Consider the following 18707-nt stretch of genomic DNA (forward strand, 5'->3'; position numbering starts at 1 on the left):
CCATGCTGAAAACGCTGATCGCCGCGGCGGCGGCGCTTGTGCCGGGATGGGCGGTGGCCGATCCCGATCCGGCCGACTGGGCATCGGTGCTGGAGGCGGCGCGCGGCCAGACCGTCTATTGGAACGCCTGGGGCGGGTCGCCCGTCACCAACGATTTCATCGCCTGGGTGGGCCGCCGCGTGGCCGAGGATCACGGCGTCACGCTGGAGCATGTCAAGCTGTCGGACACCGCCGATGCGGTCGCCCGCGTGCTGGCCGAGAAACAGGCGGGGCAGGATAAGGGCGGCGCGATCGACCTGATCTGGATCAACGGGCCCAATTTCGCCGCGATGAAAGAGGCCGGGCTGCTGTTCGGCCCCTTTGCCGAACAATTGCCGAACTGGGCGCTGGTCGATGTGGCGGGCAAGCCGGTCAGGGCCGATTTCACCGTGCCGACCGATGGCATGGAAAGCCCGTGGGCCACGGCGCAGGTGGTGTTCATGTATGACAGCGCCGATATGGCGCCGCTGGCGGATATGGGCGCTCTGCTGGATTGGGCGCAGGCCAATCCGGGGCGGTTCACCTATCCGCAGCCGCCCGATTTTCTGGGCACGACATTCCTGAAACAGGCGCTTTATGGCGTGCTGGACGACCCCTCGGTCCTGTTGCGGCCGGTGGACGAGGCCGGGTACGACGATATCGTCGCGCCGCTGTGGGCGTATCTCGATGCGCTGACGCCGAACCTGTGGCGGCAGGGCAGGGCCTATCCGCAGACCGGGCCGCGGCAGATCCAGCTTTTGGCGGATGGCGAGATCTCCTTGGCGATCTCGTTCAGCCCGGGCGAGGCATCGGCGGCGATCGCCAACGGGCAGCTGCCCGACACGGTGCGGACCTTCGTGCCCGCGGGCGGCACCATCGGCAACGCCAGCTTCGTGGCGATCCCTTATAACGCAACGGCCCCGGCGGGGGCGATGGTGGTGGCGAATTTCCTGCTGAGCGCGCAGGCGCAGGCGCGCGCGCTGGACCCGGCGAACCTGGGCTATGGCACGGTGCTGGACCTGGGCGCGCTGCCCGATGGGGAACGCGCGCTGTTCGACGGGATCGACCTTGGCATCGCCACGCTGTCGCCCGCCGAACTGGGCCCCGCGCTGCCCGAACCGCACCCCAGCTGGATGACCCGGATCGCGGCGGACTGGGTCGGCCGCTACGGCGTCGCCAACTGACGTGAGCCTGCGTGCCGTCCCGATCCTGACGCTTGTGCTGCTGCTGGGGCCGGTGCTGGCCGGGCTTGCCGGCACGCTGGCGCCGGCCTTCGGTATCCTGCCGGTGATCGGCCGGGTCGAGCCGGGGCTGGATGCCTTTGCCGCGCTGCTGGCATGGCCGGGCCTGCCGGCGGCAGTGCGGCTGAGCCTCGTGACCGGGCTGGGATCGGCGGCGCTGTCGCTGGCCATCGTCACGCTGCTGGTGGCCTGCTGGTCGGGTACGCGGTCCTTCGCGGCGTTCCGGCGGGTGCTGTCGCCGCTTTTGTCGGTGCCGCACGCGGCGGCGGCGTTCGGCCTTGCCTTCCTGATCGCGCCTTCGGGGCTGATCGTGCGGGCGCTGTCGCCCGGGCTGACCGGCTGGACGCAGCCGCCTGACCTGCTGATCGTGCAGGATGGTGCGGGACTGAGCCTGATGGCCGGGCTGGTCGTCAAGGAGGTGCCGTTCCTGCTGCTGATGGTGCTGGCGGCGCTGGGGCAGGCGGATGCGGCCCGCGCCGAACTGGTGGCACGCAGCCTTGGCCATGACCGGCCGGCGGCCTGGCTCAAGGCGGTGTTCCCGCCGGTCTATGCCCAGATCCGCCTGCCGGTGCTGGTGGTGCTGGCGTTTTCCATGACGGTGGTGGACGTGGCGATGATCCTTGGCCCCAACACGCCCCCCACGCTGGCGGTGCAGATCCTGCGCTGGATGAACGCCCCCGATCTTGCGATGCGCCTGCAGGGCGCGGCGGCGGCCACGCTGCAACTGGCGCTGGTCTGTGCCGCGCTGGGCCTGTGGTGGCTGGGCGAGCGCGCGGTGGCGCGGCTGGGGCGGGCCTGGGTCTGGTCGGGTGCGCGGCGCGCGGGCGGGCAGGGGACGGCGGCGGTCGCGTTGGTGCTGGCCGGTATCGCGGCGGCGGCGGTGCTGGCCGGGCTGGCGGTGCTGGCGATCTGGTCGGTCGCCGGGTTCTGGCGCTTTCCCGGGGTCTGGCCCGACGCGATCACCCTGCGCAACTGGATGCGGCACGGGCCGGGCGTTGCCGATGTGCTGGGCGATACTGTGCTGATCGCGGGCGCCGCCACGGGGATCGCGCTGGCGCTGGCCATCGGCTGCCTGGAGGCCGAGCATCGCCACGGGCTGCGTATGCGGGTGCGTGGGCAATGGCTGCTTTACCTGCCGCTGCTGGCGCCGCAGGTGGCGTTCCTGCCCGGCGTGCAGACCTGGATGCTGATCCTCGGGATCAAGGGCGGGGTGGCGGCGGTGGTGGCGGCGCATGTGCTGTTCGTCTTTCCCTATGTCTTTTTGTCGCTGGGCGATCCGTTCCGCGCCTGGGACACGCGGCAGGCCACGGTCGCGCACAGCCTTGGCGCCGGGCCGGACCGGGTGCTGTGGGCGGTGCGGCTGCCGATGCTGCTGGCCCCGGTCCTGACCGCCGCCGCCGTTGGATTTGCCGTCTCGGTCGGGCAGTATCTGCCGACGCTGCTGATCGGCGGCGGGCGGGTGCCCACGGTCACGACCGAGGCGGTGGCGCTGGCCTCGGGCGGGGACAGGCGGGCGATCGGGGTCTGGGCGCTGGTGCAGACCGGGCTGGCGCTGCTGCCCTTCGCGCTGGCCATCGGACTGCCGCGGCTGGCGTGGCGCAACAGGAAGGGGCTGCTGCATGGCTGAGCCGGGGCTGACATTGCAGGATCTGGCCGTCACGCTGGACGGCAAGGCGATGCTGCGCCTGTCGGCCCATGTGCCGCCGGGCGAGGTGCTGTCGGTCATGGGGCCGTCGGGGGCGGGGAAATCGACCCTGCTGGCGGCGGTCATGGGCACGCTCGCCCCGCCCTTCGCGGTGACAGGCCGGGTGCTGCTGGACGGGCGCGACCTGACCGATCTGCCGCCCGAGGCGCGCGGCATCGGCATCCTGTTCCAGGACCCGCTGCTTTTCGCACACCTGTCGGTGGGCGCGAACCTGGCCTTCGGCCTGCCGCGAACCGTGCGCGGGCGCGACCGGGCACAGGCGGTCGACGCCGCGCTGCGCGAGGTCGGGCTGGAGGGCTTCGCCCCCCGCGACCCCGCCACCCTGTCAGGCGGGCAGCGGGTGCGCGTGGCGCTGATGCGCACGCTGCTGGCCGCCCCCGGCGCGCTGCTGCTGGACGAGCCGTTCTCGTCCCTCGATGCCGACCGCCGGGCACAGATCCGCGCGCTGGTGTTCGACCGCGCCCGCGCCGCCGGGCTGCCGGTGCTGATGGTCACCCACGACCCGCAGGATGCAGGGGCGGCGGGCGGCCCGGTGCTGCGGCTGGGGTGAACGCGGCACCTGCATTTCATCGTTCCCGAAATACTCATACTGTCGGACCGTGAGTATTTGCGGAACGATGAAATGCGGGGCGAAAACGGGAGGAGACCGACATGAGCAAGGTGCTGTACGAAAAGGACGGGCGGATCGCGCGGATCACGCTGAACCGGCCCGAGGTGATGAACGCCATCGACGACGAGGTGCCGGTGCTGCTGGAAGAGGCGGTCAAGCGCGCCGATGCCGATGACGGTGTGCATGTGATGGTGCTGTCGGGCGCGGGCGCGGCATTCTGCGCGGGATATGACCTGGCCTATTACGCCGAGGGTAACGGCAACGGGCAGGCCACGCAGGACATGCCGTGGGATCCGATCAGGGATTACCGTTTCATGTGGAAGAACACGCAGCATTTCATGGCTTTGTGGCGGGCGCTGAAGCCGGTGGTGGCCAGGGTGCACGGGCATGCCGTGGCGGGTGGCTCGGACATTGCGCTGTGTTCCGATTTCGTGGTGATGGGGGAGAACGCGCGCATCGGCTACATGCCGGTGCGGGTCTGGGGCTGCCCCACCACGGCGATGTGGGTGTATCGCCTGGGGCCGGAGCGGGCCAAGCGGATGCTGTTCACCGGCGACAAGGTGACGGGGCGCGAGGCGGCCGAGATGGGGCTGGTGCTGAAGGCCGTGCCCGAGGCGGAGCTGGACGCCGAGGTCGAGGCGCTGGCCGCGCGCATGGCGACGGTGCCGGTCAACCAGCTTGCGATGCAGAAGATGGTGATCAACCAGGCGATCGAGGCGACCGGGCTAATGAACACGCAGCGGCTGGCCACGATATTCGACGGCATCACCCGGCATTCGCCCGAGGGGTTGAACTTCAAGGCGCGGGCCGAGGCGGTGGGCTGGAAACAGGCGGTGGACGAGCGCGACGCGGGAACCTGGGACTGGACGCAGAACGGGCCCATTCCGGGGGCGAACCGTTAAGGGGGGTGGGGGCGCTGCCCCCGTCCTCTTTCAGAGGACTCCCCCGGAGTATTTTGGCAAGATGAAGCCCGGGGCCGGGTCTCAGCCTTTCTCGTGGAAGTAGGCGTAGATGGTTTCGGCCATGCTGCCCGATATCCCCTCGACCGCCCTGAGATCGGCGAGGTCGGCGCGGCTGACCGCCTTGGCCGAGCCGAAATGCGCCAGCAGCGCGCGTTTGCGCGCCGCACCCACGCCCGGCACCTCGTCCAGCGGTGTGGCGCCCACCGCCTTGGCGCGTTTGGCGCGGTGGGTGCCGATGGCAAACCGGTGCGCCTCGTCGCGCAGGCGCTGGATGAAATAGAGCACCGGATCGTTCATGCGCAGGGCAAAGGGGCGCTGGCCGGGGCGGTGGAATTCCTCCTTGCCGTGGTCGCGGTCGATGCCCTTGGCGACGCCGACCACGGGGATGTCATGCACGCCGTGTTCCTTCATGATCTGGGCCACGGCCGAAACCTGCCCGGCGCCGCCGTCGATCAGCAGCAGGTCGGGCCAGAGCCCCTTGCCGCGGTCGGGATCTTCCTTCAGCAGGCGTTTGAAACGGCGGGTCAGCACCTCTTTCATCATGCCGAAATCATCGCCCGGCGTCAGGTCGGTGCCGCGGATGTTGAACTTGCGATAGGCGTTCTTCATGAACCCGTCGGGGCCGGCGACGATCATTGCACCCACCGCGTGCGCGCCCTGGATGTGGGAGTTGTCGTAGACCTCGATCCGCTGTGGGGGGGCGGGCAGGTCGAACGCCCCGGCCACGCCTTTCAGCAGTTTCGCCTGGGTCGCGGTTTCGGCCATCTTGCGCGCCAGGCTTTCGCGGGCGTTGCGCACGGCGCTTTCGACCAGTTCGGCCTTTTCGCCCTTTTGCGGCACGATCAGCGTGACCTTGCCGCCGCGTTTGCCGCCAAGCGCCTGTTCCATCAGGTCGGGGTTCTCGATGCCGTGCGACAGGATGATCTGCCGGGGTGGGTCCTTGGTGTCGTAGAACTGGCCGAGGAACGCCTCGAGCACTTCGGGCGCGTCGATATCGGCGCCGGTGCGGGGGTAGAAGTCGCGGTTGCCCCAGTTCTGCCCGGCCCGGATGAAGAACACCTGCACGCAGGCCTGCCCCTGTTCGAGATGCAGCGCGACGATATCGGCCTCGGTCACGGTACGGGGGTTGATGCCCTGCGCGCTCTGGACCTGGGTCAGGGCGCGGATGCGGTCGCGCAGGGCGGCGGCGCGTTCGAATTCCATCGCTTCGGACGCCTCGGCCATTTCTGCGGCAAGCTTTTCCTGGATCTCGGTCGATTTGCCGGACAGGTACCGCTCGGCATCGGCGACCTGAGCGGCGTAATCGGCCTTGCCGATCTTGCCGACGCAGGGCGCGGTGCAGCGTTTGATCTGGTATTGCAGGCAGGGGCGGGTGCGGGTTTCGAACTGGCTGTCGGTACAGTTGCGCAGCAGGAACACCTTTTGCAGCTGGCTGAGCGTGCGGTTCACCGCGCCGGCGCTGGCGAAGGGGCCGAAATAGCGGCCCTTTTCCTTTTTCGCGCCGCGGTGTTTCTTGATCATCGGAAAATCATGCGCGGTGACCAGGATGTTGGGAAACGACTTGTCGTCGCGCAGCAGCACGTTGAACCGCGGCTTGAGCTGCTTGATGAGGTTCTGTTCCAGCAGCAGCGCCTCGGTTTCCGTCCGCGTGGTCAGGAACATCATCGACGCGGTTTCGGAAATCATCCGGGCGATGCGCGGGCTGTGGCCGGTGGGGCGGGCGTAATTTCCGACGCGGGCGCGCAGGTTGCGCGCCTTGCCGACATAGAGCACGCGGCTTTGCGCATCCAGCATCCGGTAGACGCCCGGCGAGCTGTCGAGCGTTTTCAGATAGTCCTGGATGACGGTGTGGCCGGTTCTGGGCGTGTCGGTTTCGGCGGTCATGGGCAAGAGATATGATTCTGCGCGGCGGGCTGCAACGAATACCGGGGCGGGGCAAGAGAGAACAAATCCACGGATACTGTGGATAAATCTGAAGATATCTTTCGGGCAGCCGGAAATTCTCGTTGTTTTCGGCGCGTTTCCGGGGTTTGCCTAAAAAATGGGCGCATCAATAACCACTTGAAATGAAACGATAAAAAATTACACATGACACAAGTGACTGAAATTTCTAACAATTTTGTAACGCTCCTGTCACGCCGGTGTGAGCGGTGCACAACTTTCCGCGGGGGAAGCTGCGGGCGGGCCTATTCCGGCCCCAGGATGTCGGGCGTCTGCCAGGCCAGATGCTGCCCGCCATCGACGCAGATCAGCTGTCCGGTGATGCCCGGACTGTCCAGGAAGAACCCCAGCGCGCCGGTGATGTCGGCCGGATTCGCACCGCGGTTCAGGACGGTGGCGGCGCGCTGTCGGGCGAAGTGATCGACGCTTTGCCGGCTGCCCCGCAGGGTGGGGCCGGGGCCGATGGCGTTGACGCGGATACGCGGCGCCAGCGCCTGCGCGGCGGTCTGCGTAAAGGCCCAGAGCCCCATCTTGGCGATGGTGTAGCTCATGAATTCGGGGGTCAGCTTGCGCACGCGCTGGTCGATCATGTTGACGACAAGGCCCTGCGCCACGGGTTCGCCCATCCCGTCCGGGACCGGGTCGGGGATGGTGCGCGCCATCGCCTGCGTCAGGATGAAGGGCGCGCGCAGGTTCGATTCCATGTGCCTGTCCCAGCTGTCGCGGGTGGCGGTTGCAATCGTGTCGTATTCGAAGATCGAGGCATTGTTGACAAGGCAGGTGACCGGCCCGCCCAGCGCCTGCTCTGCCGCGGGCAGCAGCGCCTGCGTCGCGTCCTCGTCCAGCAGGTCGGCCTGCAGCGTCACGGCGCTGCGGCCCATGTCGCGCACCGCTTGCGCGACCTCTTCGGCGGCACCGGCCGAGCTGGCGTAATGCACCGCCACGTCATGTCCGCGCTGCGCCAGATACAGCGCCATCGCGCGGCCCAGCCGTTTGCCCGCGCCCGTCACCAGTGCCCGTGTCATCGCCTGTCCCCCGGTTTCAGCTCAGCACGATCAGGACATAGATCACGTAAAGCAGGGTCAAGGCCATACCCCAGGCCCGCGTGATATCGCGGCGCAGGAACACGAAGGGGATCAGCAGGACCGACGCGCCCAGCATCACCCACAGATCGAAGCGCAGGAATTCGGGATCGACCGGGATCGGCGCCACCAGCGAGGCCAGGCCGATGATGGCCAGCAGGTTGAACATGTTGGAGCCGATCACGTTGCCCAGCGCCACGTCGGCCTGCCGGCGCAGCGCGGCCATCACGGTGGTGGCCAGTTCCGGCAGCGAGGTGCCGACCGCGACCAGCGTCAGGCCGATCACCGTGTCGCTGATGCCGAATCGCTGCGCGATCAGCGTGGCGTTGTCGATCAGCAGGTCGGCGCCCAGCGGCAGGCCGATCAGCCCCAGCGCCAGGAAGACGAAGATCTGCCACCAGGGCATGTCGGGGTCGGCGCCCTCGATCTCGTCCTCGGCCTCGAGCGCGGCGGCCTTTTCGGCGCGTCGGTGTGCCTTTGCGTCCAGGAAGGCGAATGTCAGCATGGCGAACAGGGCCGCCAGCAGGATCAGGCCGGTGGTCACGTTGAATTCGCCGGTAAAGGCCAGCCCGATGAACAGCACCGAGGCGGCAAGCATCTGAAGATAGGTCTTCCGGCTGTTGCATTCGCTGGTGTGCATGGTTGCCAGCAGCGCGGGAATGCCCAGCACCAGCAGGATATTGGCGGTGTTCGATCCCACCACGTTGCCCAGCGCGATGCCCGGCACCCCGCCGATCGCGGCCTTGACCGAGATCAGCAGTTCGGGCGCCGAGGTGCCGAAGGCCACGATGGTCAGGCTGACGATCAGGGCCGGGATGCCCACCCGCAGCGACAGGTTGACCGCCCCCTTCACCAGCGCGTCGCCCGCAAGCAACAGGATCACCAGACCAAGCCCGACCAGCAGCCATTCCATGTGTCAGCGTTTTCCCTTCTTGCAGGGGCAGGGCCCCTTGCCGATCCGATAGCGCCCGCATGACGGGCAGCGGGCCGATTTCAGTTTCGCCTGTCCGGGAAAGCGCAGCTTGCCGAACATGGCCAGCACGCCCATTGCAACAAGGAACAGGGTGACGATCTTGACAATCACGTCACAGGCCAAAACGCGCGTAGGCCGCGCGCTCCTCCAGCCCCGCAAGGGCATCCTGCGTCAGCGTCGCGCCGAGCCGCTGGAACAGCGAGCGCCGGCGCCCGTAACGGGCAAAGCGCACCTTGTCGCCGTAAAGTTCTTTCATCTTCGGCTCCAGGTGGGCCAGCCCGTCGATCAGGCCCATCTCCTGCGCCCTGGCGCCCAGCCACACGTCGCCGGTGAACAGGTCGGTGCCTGCCGTCAGCTTGTCGCCGCGGCGCGATTTCACCCAGTCGATGAAGCCGGTATGCATGTCGTCGAGGATCACCCGCAGGCGGGCCACGTCCTCTTCCTTTTCGGGCTGGAACGGGTCGAGCAGGGATTTCGACTGCCCGGCGGTGTGAACACGCCGCTCCACCCCCTGCCGGGCCAGCAGCACATGCGCGCCGAAGCCCGACGAGATCACCCCGATCGAGCCCAGGATCGAGCCGTAATCGGCCCAGATGTCGTCGGCCGCGCAGGCCAGCCAGTACCCGCCCGAGGCGGCCACATCCTCGACGAAGGCGTGGACCGGCACCTTTTTCTCGGCGCTCAGGCGGCGGATGCGCGCGCCGATCAGGGCCGACTGCACCGGCGATCCGCCGGGGCTGTTGATCAGCAGGGCCACCGCGCGGGGCCTGCCCCGGCGAAAGGCGCGGTCCAGCACGGGGGCCAGCACCTCGTCGCTGAGCTGCGCGCGTGCGCCCGATCCGATCGTGCCCGACAGCCGCACCACGGCCACGACGGGATCGGATTTCACGAAGGGGATAAACCTTTTCATGGCTGCCATGTAGATTGCCGATGCCGGACAAACAAGGCAGGCACCGCCGTTGCGTTGCGTCTGTTGTGCAAAAAGCCTGTCAGTCGCGCAATCTGTAACCGGTTCGGAAGATCCACCAGATGATCCCGAGGCACAGCAGCGTAAAGCCCGCGATGGCCAGCAGGCTGAGCCCCACCGGCACATCGGCCAGCCCGAAGAACGACCAGCGAAAGCCCGAGATCAGGTAGACCACCGGGTTGAACAGCGTCACCGTCTGCCAGGCCGGCGGCAGCATCGAGACCGAGTAGAACGCGCCGCCCAGGAACACCAGCGGCGTGACGACCAGCAGCGGGATCAGTTGCAACTGTTCGAAATTCCGCGCCCAGATGCCGATGATGAAACCGAACAGCGCGAAACTCAGGCAGGTCAGCCCCATGAAGGCCACCATCGCCAGCGGGTGCGTGATCTGGATATCCACGAACAGGTGCGCCGTGGCCAGGATCACCGCGCCGATGAACAGCGATTTCGTGGCCGCCGCGCCGACATAGCCGATGGTGATCTCGAGGAAGCTGACCGGCGCCGACAGGATTTCATAGACCGTGCCGATGAATTTCGGGAAATAGATCGCGAAACTGGCGTTGGATATGCCCTGCGTCATGATCGACAGCATGATCAGCCCCGGCACGATGAAGGCGCCGTAACTCACCCCCTCGACCTGGTCGATGCGGCTGCCGATGGCGGTGCCGAACACCACGAAGTAAAGCGAGGTCGACAGCACCGGCGCGATGAAGCTTTGCAGGATCGTGCGTGCGAAGCGCAGCATTTCCATCCGGTAGATGGCGAATATGGCGGTCAGGTTCATGCCGCGTCCTCCGTCACCAGCCCGACGAAGATCTCTTCCAGGCTGGATTGCCGGGTCACGATATCGCGCAGCACGATCCCTTCCTCCGCAAGCTCGGCCAGCAGCGAGGCGATGCCGGTGCGCTCGCCCCGGGTGTCGTAGTGGTATAGGATCGCGTTTCCGTCATGGATCAGCTCCAGCCCCTGGGCGGCAAAGCGGTCGGGCAGGGCGTCGATCCTGTGCTGCAGCTCGATGCGCAATTCCTTGCGGCCCATGCGCGCCATCAGCCGGGCCTTTTCCTCGACCAGCAGGATCTGGCCGCGATTGATCACGGCGACGCGGTCGGCGATTTCCTCGGCCTCTTCGATGTAATGGGTGGTCAGGATGATGGTGACACCCCGCGCGCGCAGCCCCTCGACCACCTCCCACATGCCGCGGCGCAGTTCCACGTCGACGCCGGCGGTGGGCTCGTCGAGAAACAGGATCTTCGGCTCGTGCGCCAGCGCCTTGGCGATCAGCACCCGGCGTTTCATGCCGCCCGACAATTCATGCACCTTGGCGTCGCGTTTGTCCCACAGGCTGAGGCTGCGCAGCACCGCCTCAAGATGCGCATCGTCGCGCGGCTTGCCGAACAGCCCGCGCGAAAACCGCACGAGGTTCCAGACGGTTTCAAACGGCTCCAGCGCGATTTCCTGCGGCACCAGCCCGATCAGCGCGCGGGCCTTGCGATAGTCGTGGCGGATGTCGTGCCCGTCCACGCGCACCTGCCCGCCCGAGGGCGTTACCAGCCCGCAGATGATGGAAATCAGCGTCGTCTTGCCCGCGCCGTTGGGGCCGAGCAGGGCGAGGATCTCGCCCTTTTCGATGGTCAGATCGACGCCCGACAACGCCTCGTGCCCCGAGGCGTATCGCTTTTGCAGGCCCTCGACCTCCAGTATCGGTGCCATGATCCTCCTCCTTCGGTCCTCTATCTGGCAACGGGGCGGGGCAAATCCAACCTGCCCGTTCGCACAGACGCCCTGCGTTTTCCTCTCTCCGAAAATATCCAGGGGAGCGCGAGGGGCAGCGCCCCTCGCCCGGCATCGCGGCAGCGATGCGCTCCCTGCGCGCGCCCCTTGGGCGCGCTCATTCCGGTCACGCCCCGCCGGTCAGGCGTTTGAGCCAGCCCTTCCTGACCGCCTCGGGCTCGTCGCCGCCGTCCTCTTCGGCGGGGCCTTCCAGCACCTCCTGGAAGCGGGTAAAGAACTGATCGGCCATCTTTTTCGCAAACCCGTCGATGATGCGGCTGCCGAGCTGCGCCAGCTTGCCGCCCACCTTGGCGTCGACGTCGTAGAACAGCCGGGTGCCGTCCTCGATCTCTTCCAGCCGCACCTTCGCGCCGCCCTTGGCGAAACCGGCGGCGCCGCCCTTGCCCTCGCCCGAAAGCGTCAGGCTTTCCAGGTCCACCATGTCGGACAGCGTCACCGTGCCCTTGAAGGTCGCCTTCACCGGGCCGACCTTTTGCACCACCGTGGCCTCGAACCCGTCCTCGGGGGTGCCGGTCACGTCCTGCGCGCCGGGCACGCATTCCTGCAGCACATCCGCGCTCAGCAGCGCGGCCCACACCGTTTCACGGTCGGCGCGGATATCGCGCTGGTCGTGCATTTCCATCTGGCGTCTCCTTCCATGTCCGCTGGACCGCGAGGTTAGCCGAGCGGCGGCCCGGCGAAAAGAGGTCGCTTTTCGCATAGGCCGCCCGTTGCGCGCGTGCTATCGCGGGCCCATGCGCGCGGATATCGACAGAAACGCCATCGGCATCGCCTTCATCCTGGCGGGGGTCACGGCGATCTCGGTCAACGACATGCTGATCAAGCAGCTGTCGGGCGGCTACCCGTTGCACCAGATGGTGTTCATCCGCTCCTCGATCGGCATCCTGTTCAGCCTGCTGCTGGTGCGCTGGGAGGGCGGGTTGCACCTGCTCAGGACCAGCACGCCGGGGCTGCACGTGCTGCGCGGCGTGATGGTGGTGATTTCGAACATGAGCTTTTTCGCCGCGCTTGCGGTGATCCCGCTGGCCGATGCGACGGCGCTGTTCTTCGTGGCGCCGCTGATGATCACGCTGCTGTCGATCCCGGTGCTGGGCGAAAAGGTGGGGCCGTGGCGGATCGGCGCGGTGCTGGTGGGGTTCGTCGGCGTCGTGGTGATGATGAAGCCCTGGGCCGGGCAGGCGGCGCTGGGCGTGTCGCGCATCGTGCTTTTCCTGCCGGTGATCGCGGCGCTGACCTATGCGCTGAACCAGCTTCTGACGCGGCGGCTGGGGGTTACGACCAGCGCCTCGGCGCTGGCGGTCTATATCCAGGGCACCTTCATCGCGATCTCGGTGCTGTTCTGGCTGGTGGCGGGCGACGGGCGCTTTGCCGAAGGGGTGGATAACGCATCGCTGCAATTTCTGCTGCGTGCCTGGGTCTGGCCGGAGGATGGCGATATCTGGCTGTTTGCCGGGCTGGGCGTCAATTCCGCGATCACCGGCTATTGCCTGAGCCAGGCCTACCGGATGGCCGATGCCGCCACGGTGGCGCCCTTCGAATATGTGGGCCTGCCGCTGGCGGTGTTCTGGGGCTGGACGATCTGGGCCGAGCTGCCCGATCTCTGGGTCACCCTGGGTATTTTCCTGATCATGGGCTCGGGGCTGTTCATATTCCTGCGCGAGGCGATGCTGAAACGGCGCATCGCCAGCGGGCGGCGCGTGAACCGCCGGTATTGACGGGCCTTTCCCCGGCCCGGCGAAGCGGCTAGGAAAGCGACATGAGATGGACCTTGCCGAATATCCTGACGGTTCTGCGTCTGCTGGCCGCGCCGGGCGTGGCGGTGATGTTTTTGTATTTCACCCGGCCCTATGCCGACTGGTTCGCGCTGCTGCTGTTCCTGGGCGCCGCGATCACCGACTGGTTCGACGGCTACCTTGCCCGCGCCTGGAAGCAGGAAACGAAACTGGGGGCGATGCTGGACCCGATCGCCGACAAGGTGATGGTGGTGATCGCGCTGATGGTGATCGTGGGCTATTCCTCGATGTCGCCCTGGCTGGTGCTGCCCGCCACCGTGATCCTGTTCCGCGAGGTGTTCGTGTCGGGCCTGCGGGAATTCCTGGGCGATACGGCGGGCACACTGAAGGTGACGAAGCTGGCCAAGTGGAAGACCACCGCGCAGATGGTCGCCATCGCGGTGCTGTTTTCGCAGGGGGTCTTTGAACATTACTTCGGGATGACCACATATGGCATGGATGCCGAAACGGTTTCTGCCATCCTGGACGGGCGCGAACCCGATCTTCACGGGCTCTGGTGGAAGCTGGAGGGCATGATCTGGGCGGGCCGGTTCGGTCTGGTGCTGCTCTGGATCGCGGCGGCGCTGACGCTGGTGACGGGGTGGGATTACTTCCGCAAGTCCGTCCCCTATCTGAGGGATGAGCCATGATCGACATTCTCTATTTCGCCTGGGTGCGCGAACGCATCGGCATCCCGCGCGAGGCGGTCGAGACGCAGGCCGCCACCGTGGCCGAGCTTGTCGGGGAACTGCGCGCGCGCGAGGAACGCTATGCCGCCGCCTTTTCCGACCTGTCGGCGCTGCGCGTGGCGCTCGATCAGGACCTGGCCGATTTCGACGCACCGCTGGCCGGCGTGCGCGAGGTGGCGTTCTTTCCGCCGATGACCGGGGGCTAGGGCGATGGCCGTGCGCGTGCAGCCCGGCCCGTTCGATATGGGCGAAGAGGCCAATGCCTTCGCCGCCGCGCAAACGGGCGGCATGGGCGCGATCGTGACCTTTACCGGCGTGGTGCGCGATGTCGCGGGCGGGCTGGAGGCGATGGAGATCGAGCATTACCCCGGCATGACCGAACGCGCGCTGGAGCGGATCGAGGCGCAGGCGCGCGAGCGCTGGGCCCTGGGCGATGTGCTGATCCTGCACCGCCATGGCCGGATGCGCCCGGACGAGATGATCATGATGGTTGCCACCTCGGCGCGGCATCGCGGCGATGCGTTCGAGGCGGCCGAATTCCTGATGGACTACCTGAAATCCCGCGCCCCCTTCTGGAAGAAGGAACATACCGCGCAGGGCGCCGGCTGGGTCGCCGCGCGTGACGAGGACGAGGACGCGCTGAGCCGCTGGTAGGGGAAGTGGCGGCGCTTTTCCCCCTTGTTATGCGGGGGGCGATGCGGAACAGTTGCCCCGTTCTCATTCTCAAGGAGGCCAGTCATGGGTCTGTTCAATTTCTGGAAGAAATCCGGCAAGCGCGTCGGCAAGGGCGGGGACGAAGCCCCGAGCGCCGAGGAGTTGCAAAAGGAAGTGGCCGATCTGGGGCTTGATACCAAGGGCGCCGAAATCTCGGTCGCGGGCGACAAGGTCACCGTCAAGGGCGGCACCATGAGCGCGGAAGAACGCGAAAAGGTGATCCTGGCTGTGGGCAATGTGGAAGGCGTGGCCGAGGTCGAGGCCGACGAGGCCGACGACGCGGTGTTCCACACCGTCGAAAAGGGCGACACGCTTTGGGCCATCGCCGAAAAGACGCTGGGCAACGGCGCGAAATACGAAGCGATCTTCGAAGCCAACAAGCCGATGCTGAGCCACCCCGACAAGATCTACCCCGGCCAGGTGCTGCGCATCCCCGGCGGCAAGACCGCCTGATCCGGGTTTCCGTGATGCTGTGAAAAAAGGGCTGGCGGGGGTCTCGCCAGCCCTTTGCGTGTTCCGGTATGGGCTTCGCTTTACGGGGCACTGCTGCGGTTCGTGCATTTTGCGACGGAGGGCATTGCACGGCCGCGGTCGGGCGATCCGACATTCGTGACTGGCAATTTATCGCGCCGCCACTTCTTACCTCAGACCGTGGCACTTGCGGCAGCCAATCGCCCGGCCGGGGGGCGGCCGTGCGATGCCCGGGCCGCTGCGCGGCTGTTCCGGGCGGGGTGTCCGGTTCAAGTGTCACCCTTCTGGTGCAAGCAGCCCGCGCCGCCCGCACCCCGACAGGACCGAACCATAAACGATTGCGGTTTCCCGCCCCTTTTTCATGGTTTACGTCGCTTCCCCGGCCTTGCGCATGGCGGGATTCCACCCCAGACTGCGCGTCAGGACAACGCGCCCGCCCGGGCGCAACCAGGGGAGGAACGTCATGGCCTTTGCCAGCGTGCAGGATTCGATCGCCATCGAAAACGAAATGCCGTGGGAGGATCGTGATGTGCCGGTCACGCTGCACCAGATGCTGCGGCAGACCAGGGACCGCTTCGGCCAGAACAACGCGGTGACGTTCCAGCTGCTGTCCGGCCCCGACGACAAGGCCGAGACGCTGAGCTGGGACGAGCTTTACGCCCGCACCTGCCAGGCGGCGAACCTGTTTCGCAGCCTCAAGGTGGGCGAGGGCGATGTCGTCGCCATGATCATGCCGAACTGCACCGAAACCGTGCTGACCATCCTCGGCGGGGCCATTGCGGGGATCGTCAACCCGATCAACCCGCTGCTGGAACCCGAACAGATCGGCGCCATCCTGCGCGAAACGAATGCCAAGGTGGTGGTGACGCTCAAGGCGTTTCCCAAGACCGACGTGGCGCAGAAAACCACCGAGGCGGTGCGCCACGCACCGAACGTGCATACCGTGCTCGAGGTCGACCTGAACCGCTACCTGACATTTCCCAAGAACCTGATCGTGCCGCTGATCCGGCCGAAGAATCCCGGCAATCACCATGCCGACGTGCTGGATTTCAACAAGGAACTGGCGAAACAGCCCCGCACGTTGCAATTCGAGGATTCCAAGGGCGACCGGGTGGCGGCCTATTTCCACACCGGCGGCACCACGGGGATGCCCAAGGTGGCGCAGCACCGCTATTCCGGCATCGTCTATAACGGCTGGCTGGGCGGCACGCTGCTTTACACCCCCGACGACAACGTGATCTGCCCGCTGCCGCTGTTCCACGTCTTCGCCTGCCACGTGATCCTGATGGCCTGCGTCACGTCGGGCGCGCATGTGGTGTTTCCGACGCCCGCCGGCTATCGCGGGGACGGGGTGTTCGACAATTTCTGGAAGCTGATCGAACGCTGGAAGATCACCTTCATCATCACCGTGCCGACCGCGGTTTCGGCGCTGATGCAGCGCCCGGTGGATGCGGACGTGTCCAGCGTGAAAACCTCGTTCTCGGGCTCGGCGCCGATGCCGCTGGAACTGTTCCGCCGCTTCGAAAGCGCCTCGAACGTCACCATCGTCGAGGGCTACGGCCTGACCGAGGCCACCTGTCTGGTCAGCGTGAACCCGGTGGATGGCGAGAAAAAGGTGGGCTCGGTCGGCATCCGCTTTCCCTATACCGAGATCCGCATCATGCGGCAGGCCAATGGCGAGCCGGTGGAATGCGCCACCGACGAGGTGGGCGAGATCTGCGTGTCGAACCCCGGCGTGAACGCACCCGAGACCTATACCGAGTTGGACAAGAACAAGGACCTCTACTACTACGGCAAGTTCCTGCGCACCGGCGATCTTGGCCGGATGGATGCCGACGGATACCTGTGGATCACCGGCCGCGCCAAGGACCTGATCATCCGCGGCGGGCACAATATCGACCCGGCCGAGATCGAGGACGCGCTGCTGGCGCACAAGGACGTGGCCTTTGCCGGGGCGATCGGGCAGCCCGACGCCCATGCCGGCGAAATCCCCTGCGCCTATGTCGAGCTGATCGCCGGCGGCACCGTCACCGCCGAGGAGCTGCGCGAGCATTGCAAGATCCACGTCCACGAACGCGCCGCCCAGCCCAAGTATGTCGAGATCCTGGACGAGCTGCCCAAGACCGCCGTGGGCAAGGTGTTCAAGCCCGACCTGCGCAAGCGCGCGATCACCCGCGTCTACAACGCCGCGCTGGAAGAGGCCAAGCTGAACGCCCGCGTCGTCGAGGTGATCGACGACAAGAAACGCGGCCTCGTCGCGCAGGTCGAACGCACCGGCGTTCTGCACGACGACGAGGTGGGCCACGTGCTGGGCGCCTTTACCCGGCCGTGGGACTGGGTCGAATAGGCGCCGGCCGATTGGCTACGGAAAAGGCCGCCCATCGGGGCGGCCTTTGTTTTTGGTGCAGAGCGGGTCTACTCCAGCACGAACTGGTAGCTGGCCGGCACGTATTCGAACCCGTCGTCGCGGGTTTCGACGAAGCCGATGGCCGGGAACGGCATGTGGTAGCCGACAAAGGGCACCTTGTCGGCGGCCATCATGTCCAGCATCCGGCGGCGGGTGGCGGCGGCGGTGGATTTGTCCATGTCGAACCTGACCTCCCAATCGGGATAGGCCAGCGACCAGACATAGTGGTTGGCGAAATCCGCCCCCAGCACCAGCTGCGCGCCGTCGCTTTCCAGCATATAGGCCATGTGGCCCGGCGTGTGCCCGAAGGCGTCCATCGCCGTGATGCCGGATGCGACGCTGCCGCCATCGTCGAGCATGGTCATGTTCTCGGCCAGCGGCCGGACGTTGTTTTCAAAGCCTTCGTTATCCATGCCGGCCCAGGCGTCGAACTCGGTCGTGCCGGTCAGGTAGGCGGCGTTGGCGAAGGTGGGGCTGCCATCGCTCATCAGCCCGCCGATATGGTCGCCATGCATGTGGGTGATCACCACCTTGTCGACCTGCTCGGGGCCGTAGCCCGCCGCCTGCAACGCGGCGGTGGTGCCCGCCGCGCTGAGCCCGGTGTCGAACAGGATCAGTTCCGAGCCGGTATTGACCACTGTCGGCGTAAAGAAGAATTGCGCCTTGTCGGTCGGGATCATGTTTGCGGCCGAGACCTCGGCGAATTCCTCGGGGCTGACATTCATGCCGAAGATGCCATGCGGCTCGGGCACGGTTCGGGTGCCGGCCAGCAGGGTCGTCACCTCGAACCCGCCCAGTCTGATGCGGTTGAATTGCGGCATGGCGATGCCCATCATCTCGGCCGCGGCAAGGGCCGGGCTGGCTGCCGCGGCGGCAACCGGCAGCGCGGCCGCCGAGGCCAGCACGCTGCGGCGGGTCAGTTTGGGATTGGTCATTGCGGGACTCCTCTGTTGAACCGGGTCAAGGTCGTGATACGGGGATCGCGCGCCCCTGTCCTGCGATGCCGCGCGTCCCGTGTGCCCTGACGTGGGGTTAAGATAGGCGGTGCCGCCCGCCCGTCCAGTGGTGTCGGGAGGTGCGGGATTTGTTCGGGGGACGTTTTCGGGATGCTCCTGCCCGGAACAGCCGCGCAGCGGCCCGGGCATCGCACGGCCGCCCCCCGGTCGGGCGATTGGCTGCCGCAGGCACTCCGTTTCGAGGGGGGATGTGGCGGCAAGATAAATTACCAGCCACAAATGTCGGATCGCCCGAACGCGGCCGTGCGATGCCCTCTGTCGCGCTCAACCTGACATACCGGCCCCAGGGTGCCAGCCCTGTCCGACGCGCCCCGGAACCGCGCGGTTTCTGGACAAATCCGCGCGGGT

The 18707-nt window shown here is 66.8% G+C and carries 18 protein-coding genes and 1 pseudogene; 10 read left to right on the top strand and 9 right to left on the bottom strand.

Features of this window, described 5'->3' with window-relative positions:
• Positions 1-2: 2 nt before the first annotated feature.
• From F3H87_RS01275 to F3H87_RS01290, 4 genes and pseudogenes are all read left to right on the top strand, one after another.
• A complete protein-coding gene (locus F3H87_RS01275; RefSeq protein ID WP_149787136.1) occupies positions 3-1202 on the top strand; it encodes an ABC transporter substrate-binding protein in 1200 nt (399 codons plus the stop codon).
• Between the two features lies 1 nt (position 1203).
• On the top strand, positions 1204-2886 hold the full coding sequence (locus F3H87_RS01280; protein ID WP_149786832.1) for an ABC transporter permease: 1683 nt from the start codon (positions 1204-1206) through the stop codon (positions 2884-2886).
• Positions 2879-3514, top strand: a complete 636-nt coding sequence (locus tag F3H87_RS01285; RefSeq protein WP_149786831.1) for an ATP-binding cassette domain-containing protein — start codon at positions 2879-2881, stop codon at positions 3512-3514. Before F3H87_RS01280 ends, F3H87_RS01285 begins: the two co-directional genes overlap by 8 nt.
• Positions 3515-3612: 98 nt before the next feature.
• Positions 3613-4476: pseudogene (locus tag F3H87_RS01290) on the top strand (crotonase/enoyl-CoA hydratase family protein); the annotation flags it as partial.
• Positions 4477-4557: 81 nt separating this feature from the next.
• Here F3H87_RS01290 and uvrC read toward each other — a convergent pair.
• From uvrC to F3H87_RS01330, 8 genes are all read right to left on the bottom strand, one after another.
• A complete protein-coding gene (gene uvrC / locus F3H87_RS01295; protein WP_149786829.1) occupies positions 4558-6420 on the bottom strand; it encodes an excinuclease ABC subunit UvrC in 1863 nt (620 codons plus the stop codon).
• Between the two features lie 302 nt (positions 6421-6722).
• Positions 6723-7502, bottom strand: a complete 780-nt coding sequence (locus F3H87_RS01300) for an SDR family oxidoreductase (RefSeq protein WP_149786828.1) — start codon at positions 7500-7502, stop codon at positions 6723-6725.
• A 16-nt stretch (positions 7503-7518) separates the two neighbouring features.
• Positions 7519-8472, bottom strand: a complete 954-nt coding sequence (locus F3H87_RS01305) for a calcium/sodium antiporter (RefSeq protein ID WP_149786827.1) — start codon at positions 8470-8472, stop codon at positions 7519-7521.
• Positions 8473-8475: 3 nt separating this feature from the next.
• Positions 8476-8643 carry a hypothetical protein gene (locus tag F3H87_RS01310; RefSeq protein ID WP_188129140.1) on the bottom strand — a complete coding sequence of 56 codons (168 nt, stop codon included), beginning with the start codon at positions 8641-8643 and terminating at the stop codon, positions 8476-8478.
• A 1-nt stretch (position 8644) separates the two neighbouring features.
• Entirely contained in the window at positions 8645-9442 is a 798-nt protein-coding gene (locus F3H87_RS01315) for a S49 family peptidase (protein WP_149786825.1), read from the bottom strand.
• A 79-nt stretch (positions 9443-9521) separates the two neighbouring features.
• Positions 9522-10283, bottom strand: coding sequence for an ABC transporter permease (locus F3H87_RS01320; RefSeq protein ID WP_149786824.1), 762 nt, complete (start codon positions 10281-10283; stop codon positions 9522-9524).
• Positions 10280-11209, bottom strand: a complete 930-nt coding sequence (locus F3H87_RS01325; RefSeq protein ID WP_149786823.1) for an ABC transporter ATP-binding protein — start codon at positions 11207-11209, stop codon at positions 10280-10282. The genes F3H87_RS01320 and F3H87_RS01325 overlap by 4 nt, the downstream gene beginning before the upstream one ends.
• Before the next feature lie 187 nt (positions 11210-11396).
• The gene (locus tag F3H87_RS01330; RefSeq protein WP_149786822.1) at positions 11397-11912 is read right to left on the bottom strand and encodes a CoxG family protein; all 516 of its coding nucleotides are present in this window, start codon (positions 11910-11912) and stop codon (positions 11397-11399) included.
• Between the two features lie 112 nt (positions 11913-12024).
• Between F3H87_RS01330 and F3H87_RS01335 the strand changes: the two genes are divergently transcribed.
• The 6 genes from F3H87_RS01335 to F3H87_RS01360 all read left to right on the top strand — a co-directional run bounded on the left by F3H87_RS01335 (position 12025) and on the right by F3H87_RS01360 (position 17283).
• Positions 12025-13005 (top strand): DMT family transporter, encoded by a 981-nt coding sequence (locus F3H87_RS01335; RefSeq protein ID WP_149786821.1) that lies wholly within the window; start codon positions 12025-12027, stop codon positions 13003-13005.
• Positions 13006-13046: 41 nt separating this feature from the next.
• Positions 13047-13712 (top strand): CDP-diacylglycerol--glycerol-3-phosphate 3-phosphatidyltransferase, encoded by a 666-nt coding sequence (pgsA, locus tag F3H87_RS01340; protein WP_149786820.1) that lies wholly within the window; start codon positions 13047-13049, stop codon positions 13710-13712.
• Entirely contained in the window at positions 13709-13957 is a 249-nt protein-coding gene (gene moaD, locus F3H87_RS01345) for a molybdopterin converting factor subunit 1 (protein WP_149786819.1), read from the top strand. Before pgsA ends, moaD begins: the two co-directional genes overlap by 4 nt.
• 4 nt (positions 13958-13961) lie before the next feature.
• On the top strand, positions 13962-14405 hold the full coding sequence (locus F3H87_RS01350) for a molybdenum cofactor biosynthesis protein MoaE (RefSeq protein WP_149786818.1): 444 nt from the start codon (positions 13962-13964) through the stop codon (positions 14403-14405).
• Between the two features lie 84 nt (positions 14406-14489).
• Positions 14490-14918 carry a peptidoglycan-binding protein LysM gene (gene lysM / locus F3H87_RS01355; protein ID WP_149786817.1) on the top strand — a complete coding sequence of 143 codons (429 nt, stop codon included), beginning with the start codon at positions 14490-14492 and terminating at the stop codon, positions 14916-14918.
• Positions 14919-15399: 481 nt separating this feature from the next.
• Entirely contained in the window at positions 15400-17283 is a 1884-nt protein-coding gene (locus tag F3H87_RS01360; RefSeq protein WP_149786816.1) for an acyl-CoA synthetase, read from the top strand.
• Positions 17284-17351: 68 nt separating this feature from the next.
• Here F3H87_RS01360 and F3H87_RS01365 read toward each other — a convergent pair whose 3' ends face one another.
• Positions 17352-18278: an MBL fold metallo-hydrolase gene (locus F3H87_RS01365; protein ID WP_149786815.1), complete on the bottom strand. Its 927-nt coding sequence runs from the start codon at positions 18276-18278 to the stop codon at positions 17352-17354.
• Between the last annotated feature and the right edge of the window lie 429 nt (positions 18279-18707).

It is taken from the genome of Lutimaribacter pacificus (assembly GCF_900142185.1).
In the GTDB taxonomy this organism is placed as follows: Bacteria; Pseudomonadota; Alphaproteobacteria; order Rhodobacterales; family Rhodobacteraceae; genus Lutimaribacter; species Lutimaribacter pacificus.

Bases quoted from the DNA above. Each gene is read 5' to 3' on its own strand.
- F3H87_RS01275 (WP_149787136.1), top strand. From the start codon at position 3: ATGCTGAAAACGCTGATCGCCGCGGCGGCGGCGCTTGTGCCGGGATGG.
- F3H87_RS01285 (WP_149786831.1), top strand. From the start codon at position 2,879: ATGGCTGAGCCGGGGCTGACATTGCAGGATCTGGCCGTCACGCTGGAC.
- uvrC (WP_149786829.1), bottom strand. From the start codon at position 6,420: ATGACCGCCGAAACCGACACGCCCAGAACCGGCCACACCGTCATCCAG.
- F3H87_RS01300 (WP_149786828.1), bottom strand. From the start codon at position 7,502: ATGACACGGGCACTGGTGACGGGCGCGGGCAAACGGCTGGGCCGCGCG.
- F3H87_RS01305 (WP_149786827.1), bottom strand. From the start codon at position 8,472: ATGGAATGGCTGCTGGTCGGGCTTGGTCTGGTGATCCTGTTGCTTGCG.
- F3H87_RS01315 (WP_149786825.1), bottom strand. From the start codon at position 9,442: ATGAAAAGGTTTATCCCCTTCGTGAAATCCGATCCCGTCGTGGCCGTG.
- F3H87_RS01320 (WP_149786824.1), bottom strand. From the start codon at position 10,283: ATGAACCTGACCGCCATATTCGCCATCTACCGGATGGAAATGCTGCGC.
- F3H87_RS01325 (WP_149786823.1), bottom strand. From the start codon at position 11,209: ATGGCACCGATACTGGAGGTCGAGGGCCTGCAAAAGCGATACGCCTCG.
- F3H87_RS01330 (WP_149786822.1), bottom strand. From the start codon at position 11,912: ATGGAAATGCACGACCAGCGCGATATCCGCGCCGACCGTGAAACGGTG.
- F3H87_RS01335 (WP_149786821.1), top strand. From the start codon at position 12,025: ATGCGCGCGGATATCGACAGAAACGCCATCGGCATCGCCTTCATCCTG.
- pgsA (WP_149786820.1), top strand. From the start codon at position 13,047: ATGAGATGGACCTTGCCGAATATCCTGACGGTTCTGCGTCTGCTGGCC.
- moaD (WP_149786819.1), top strand. From the start codon at position 13,709: ATGATCGACATTCTCTATTTCGCCTGGGTGCGCGAACGCATCGGCATC.
- F3H87_RS01350 (WP_149786818.1), top strand. From the start codon at position 13,962: ATGGCCGTGCGCGTGCAGCCCGGCCCGTTCGATATGGGCGAAGAGGCC.
- lysM (WP_149786817.1), top strand. From the start codon at position 14,490: ATGGGTCTGTTCAATTTCTGGAAGAAATCCGGCAAGCGCGTCGGCAAG.
- F3H87_RS01360 (WP_149786816.1), top strand. From the start codon at position 15,400: ATGGCCTTTGCCAGCGTGCAGGATTCGATCGCCATCGAAAACGAAATG.
- F3H87_RS01365 (WP_149786815.1), bottom strand. From the start codon at position 18,278: ATGACCAATCCCAAACTGACCCGCCGCAGCGTGCTGGCCTCGGCGGCC.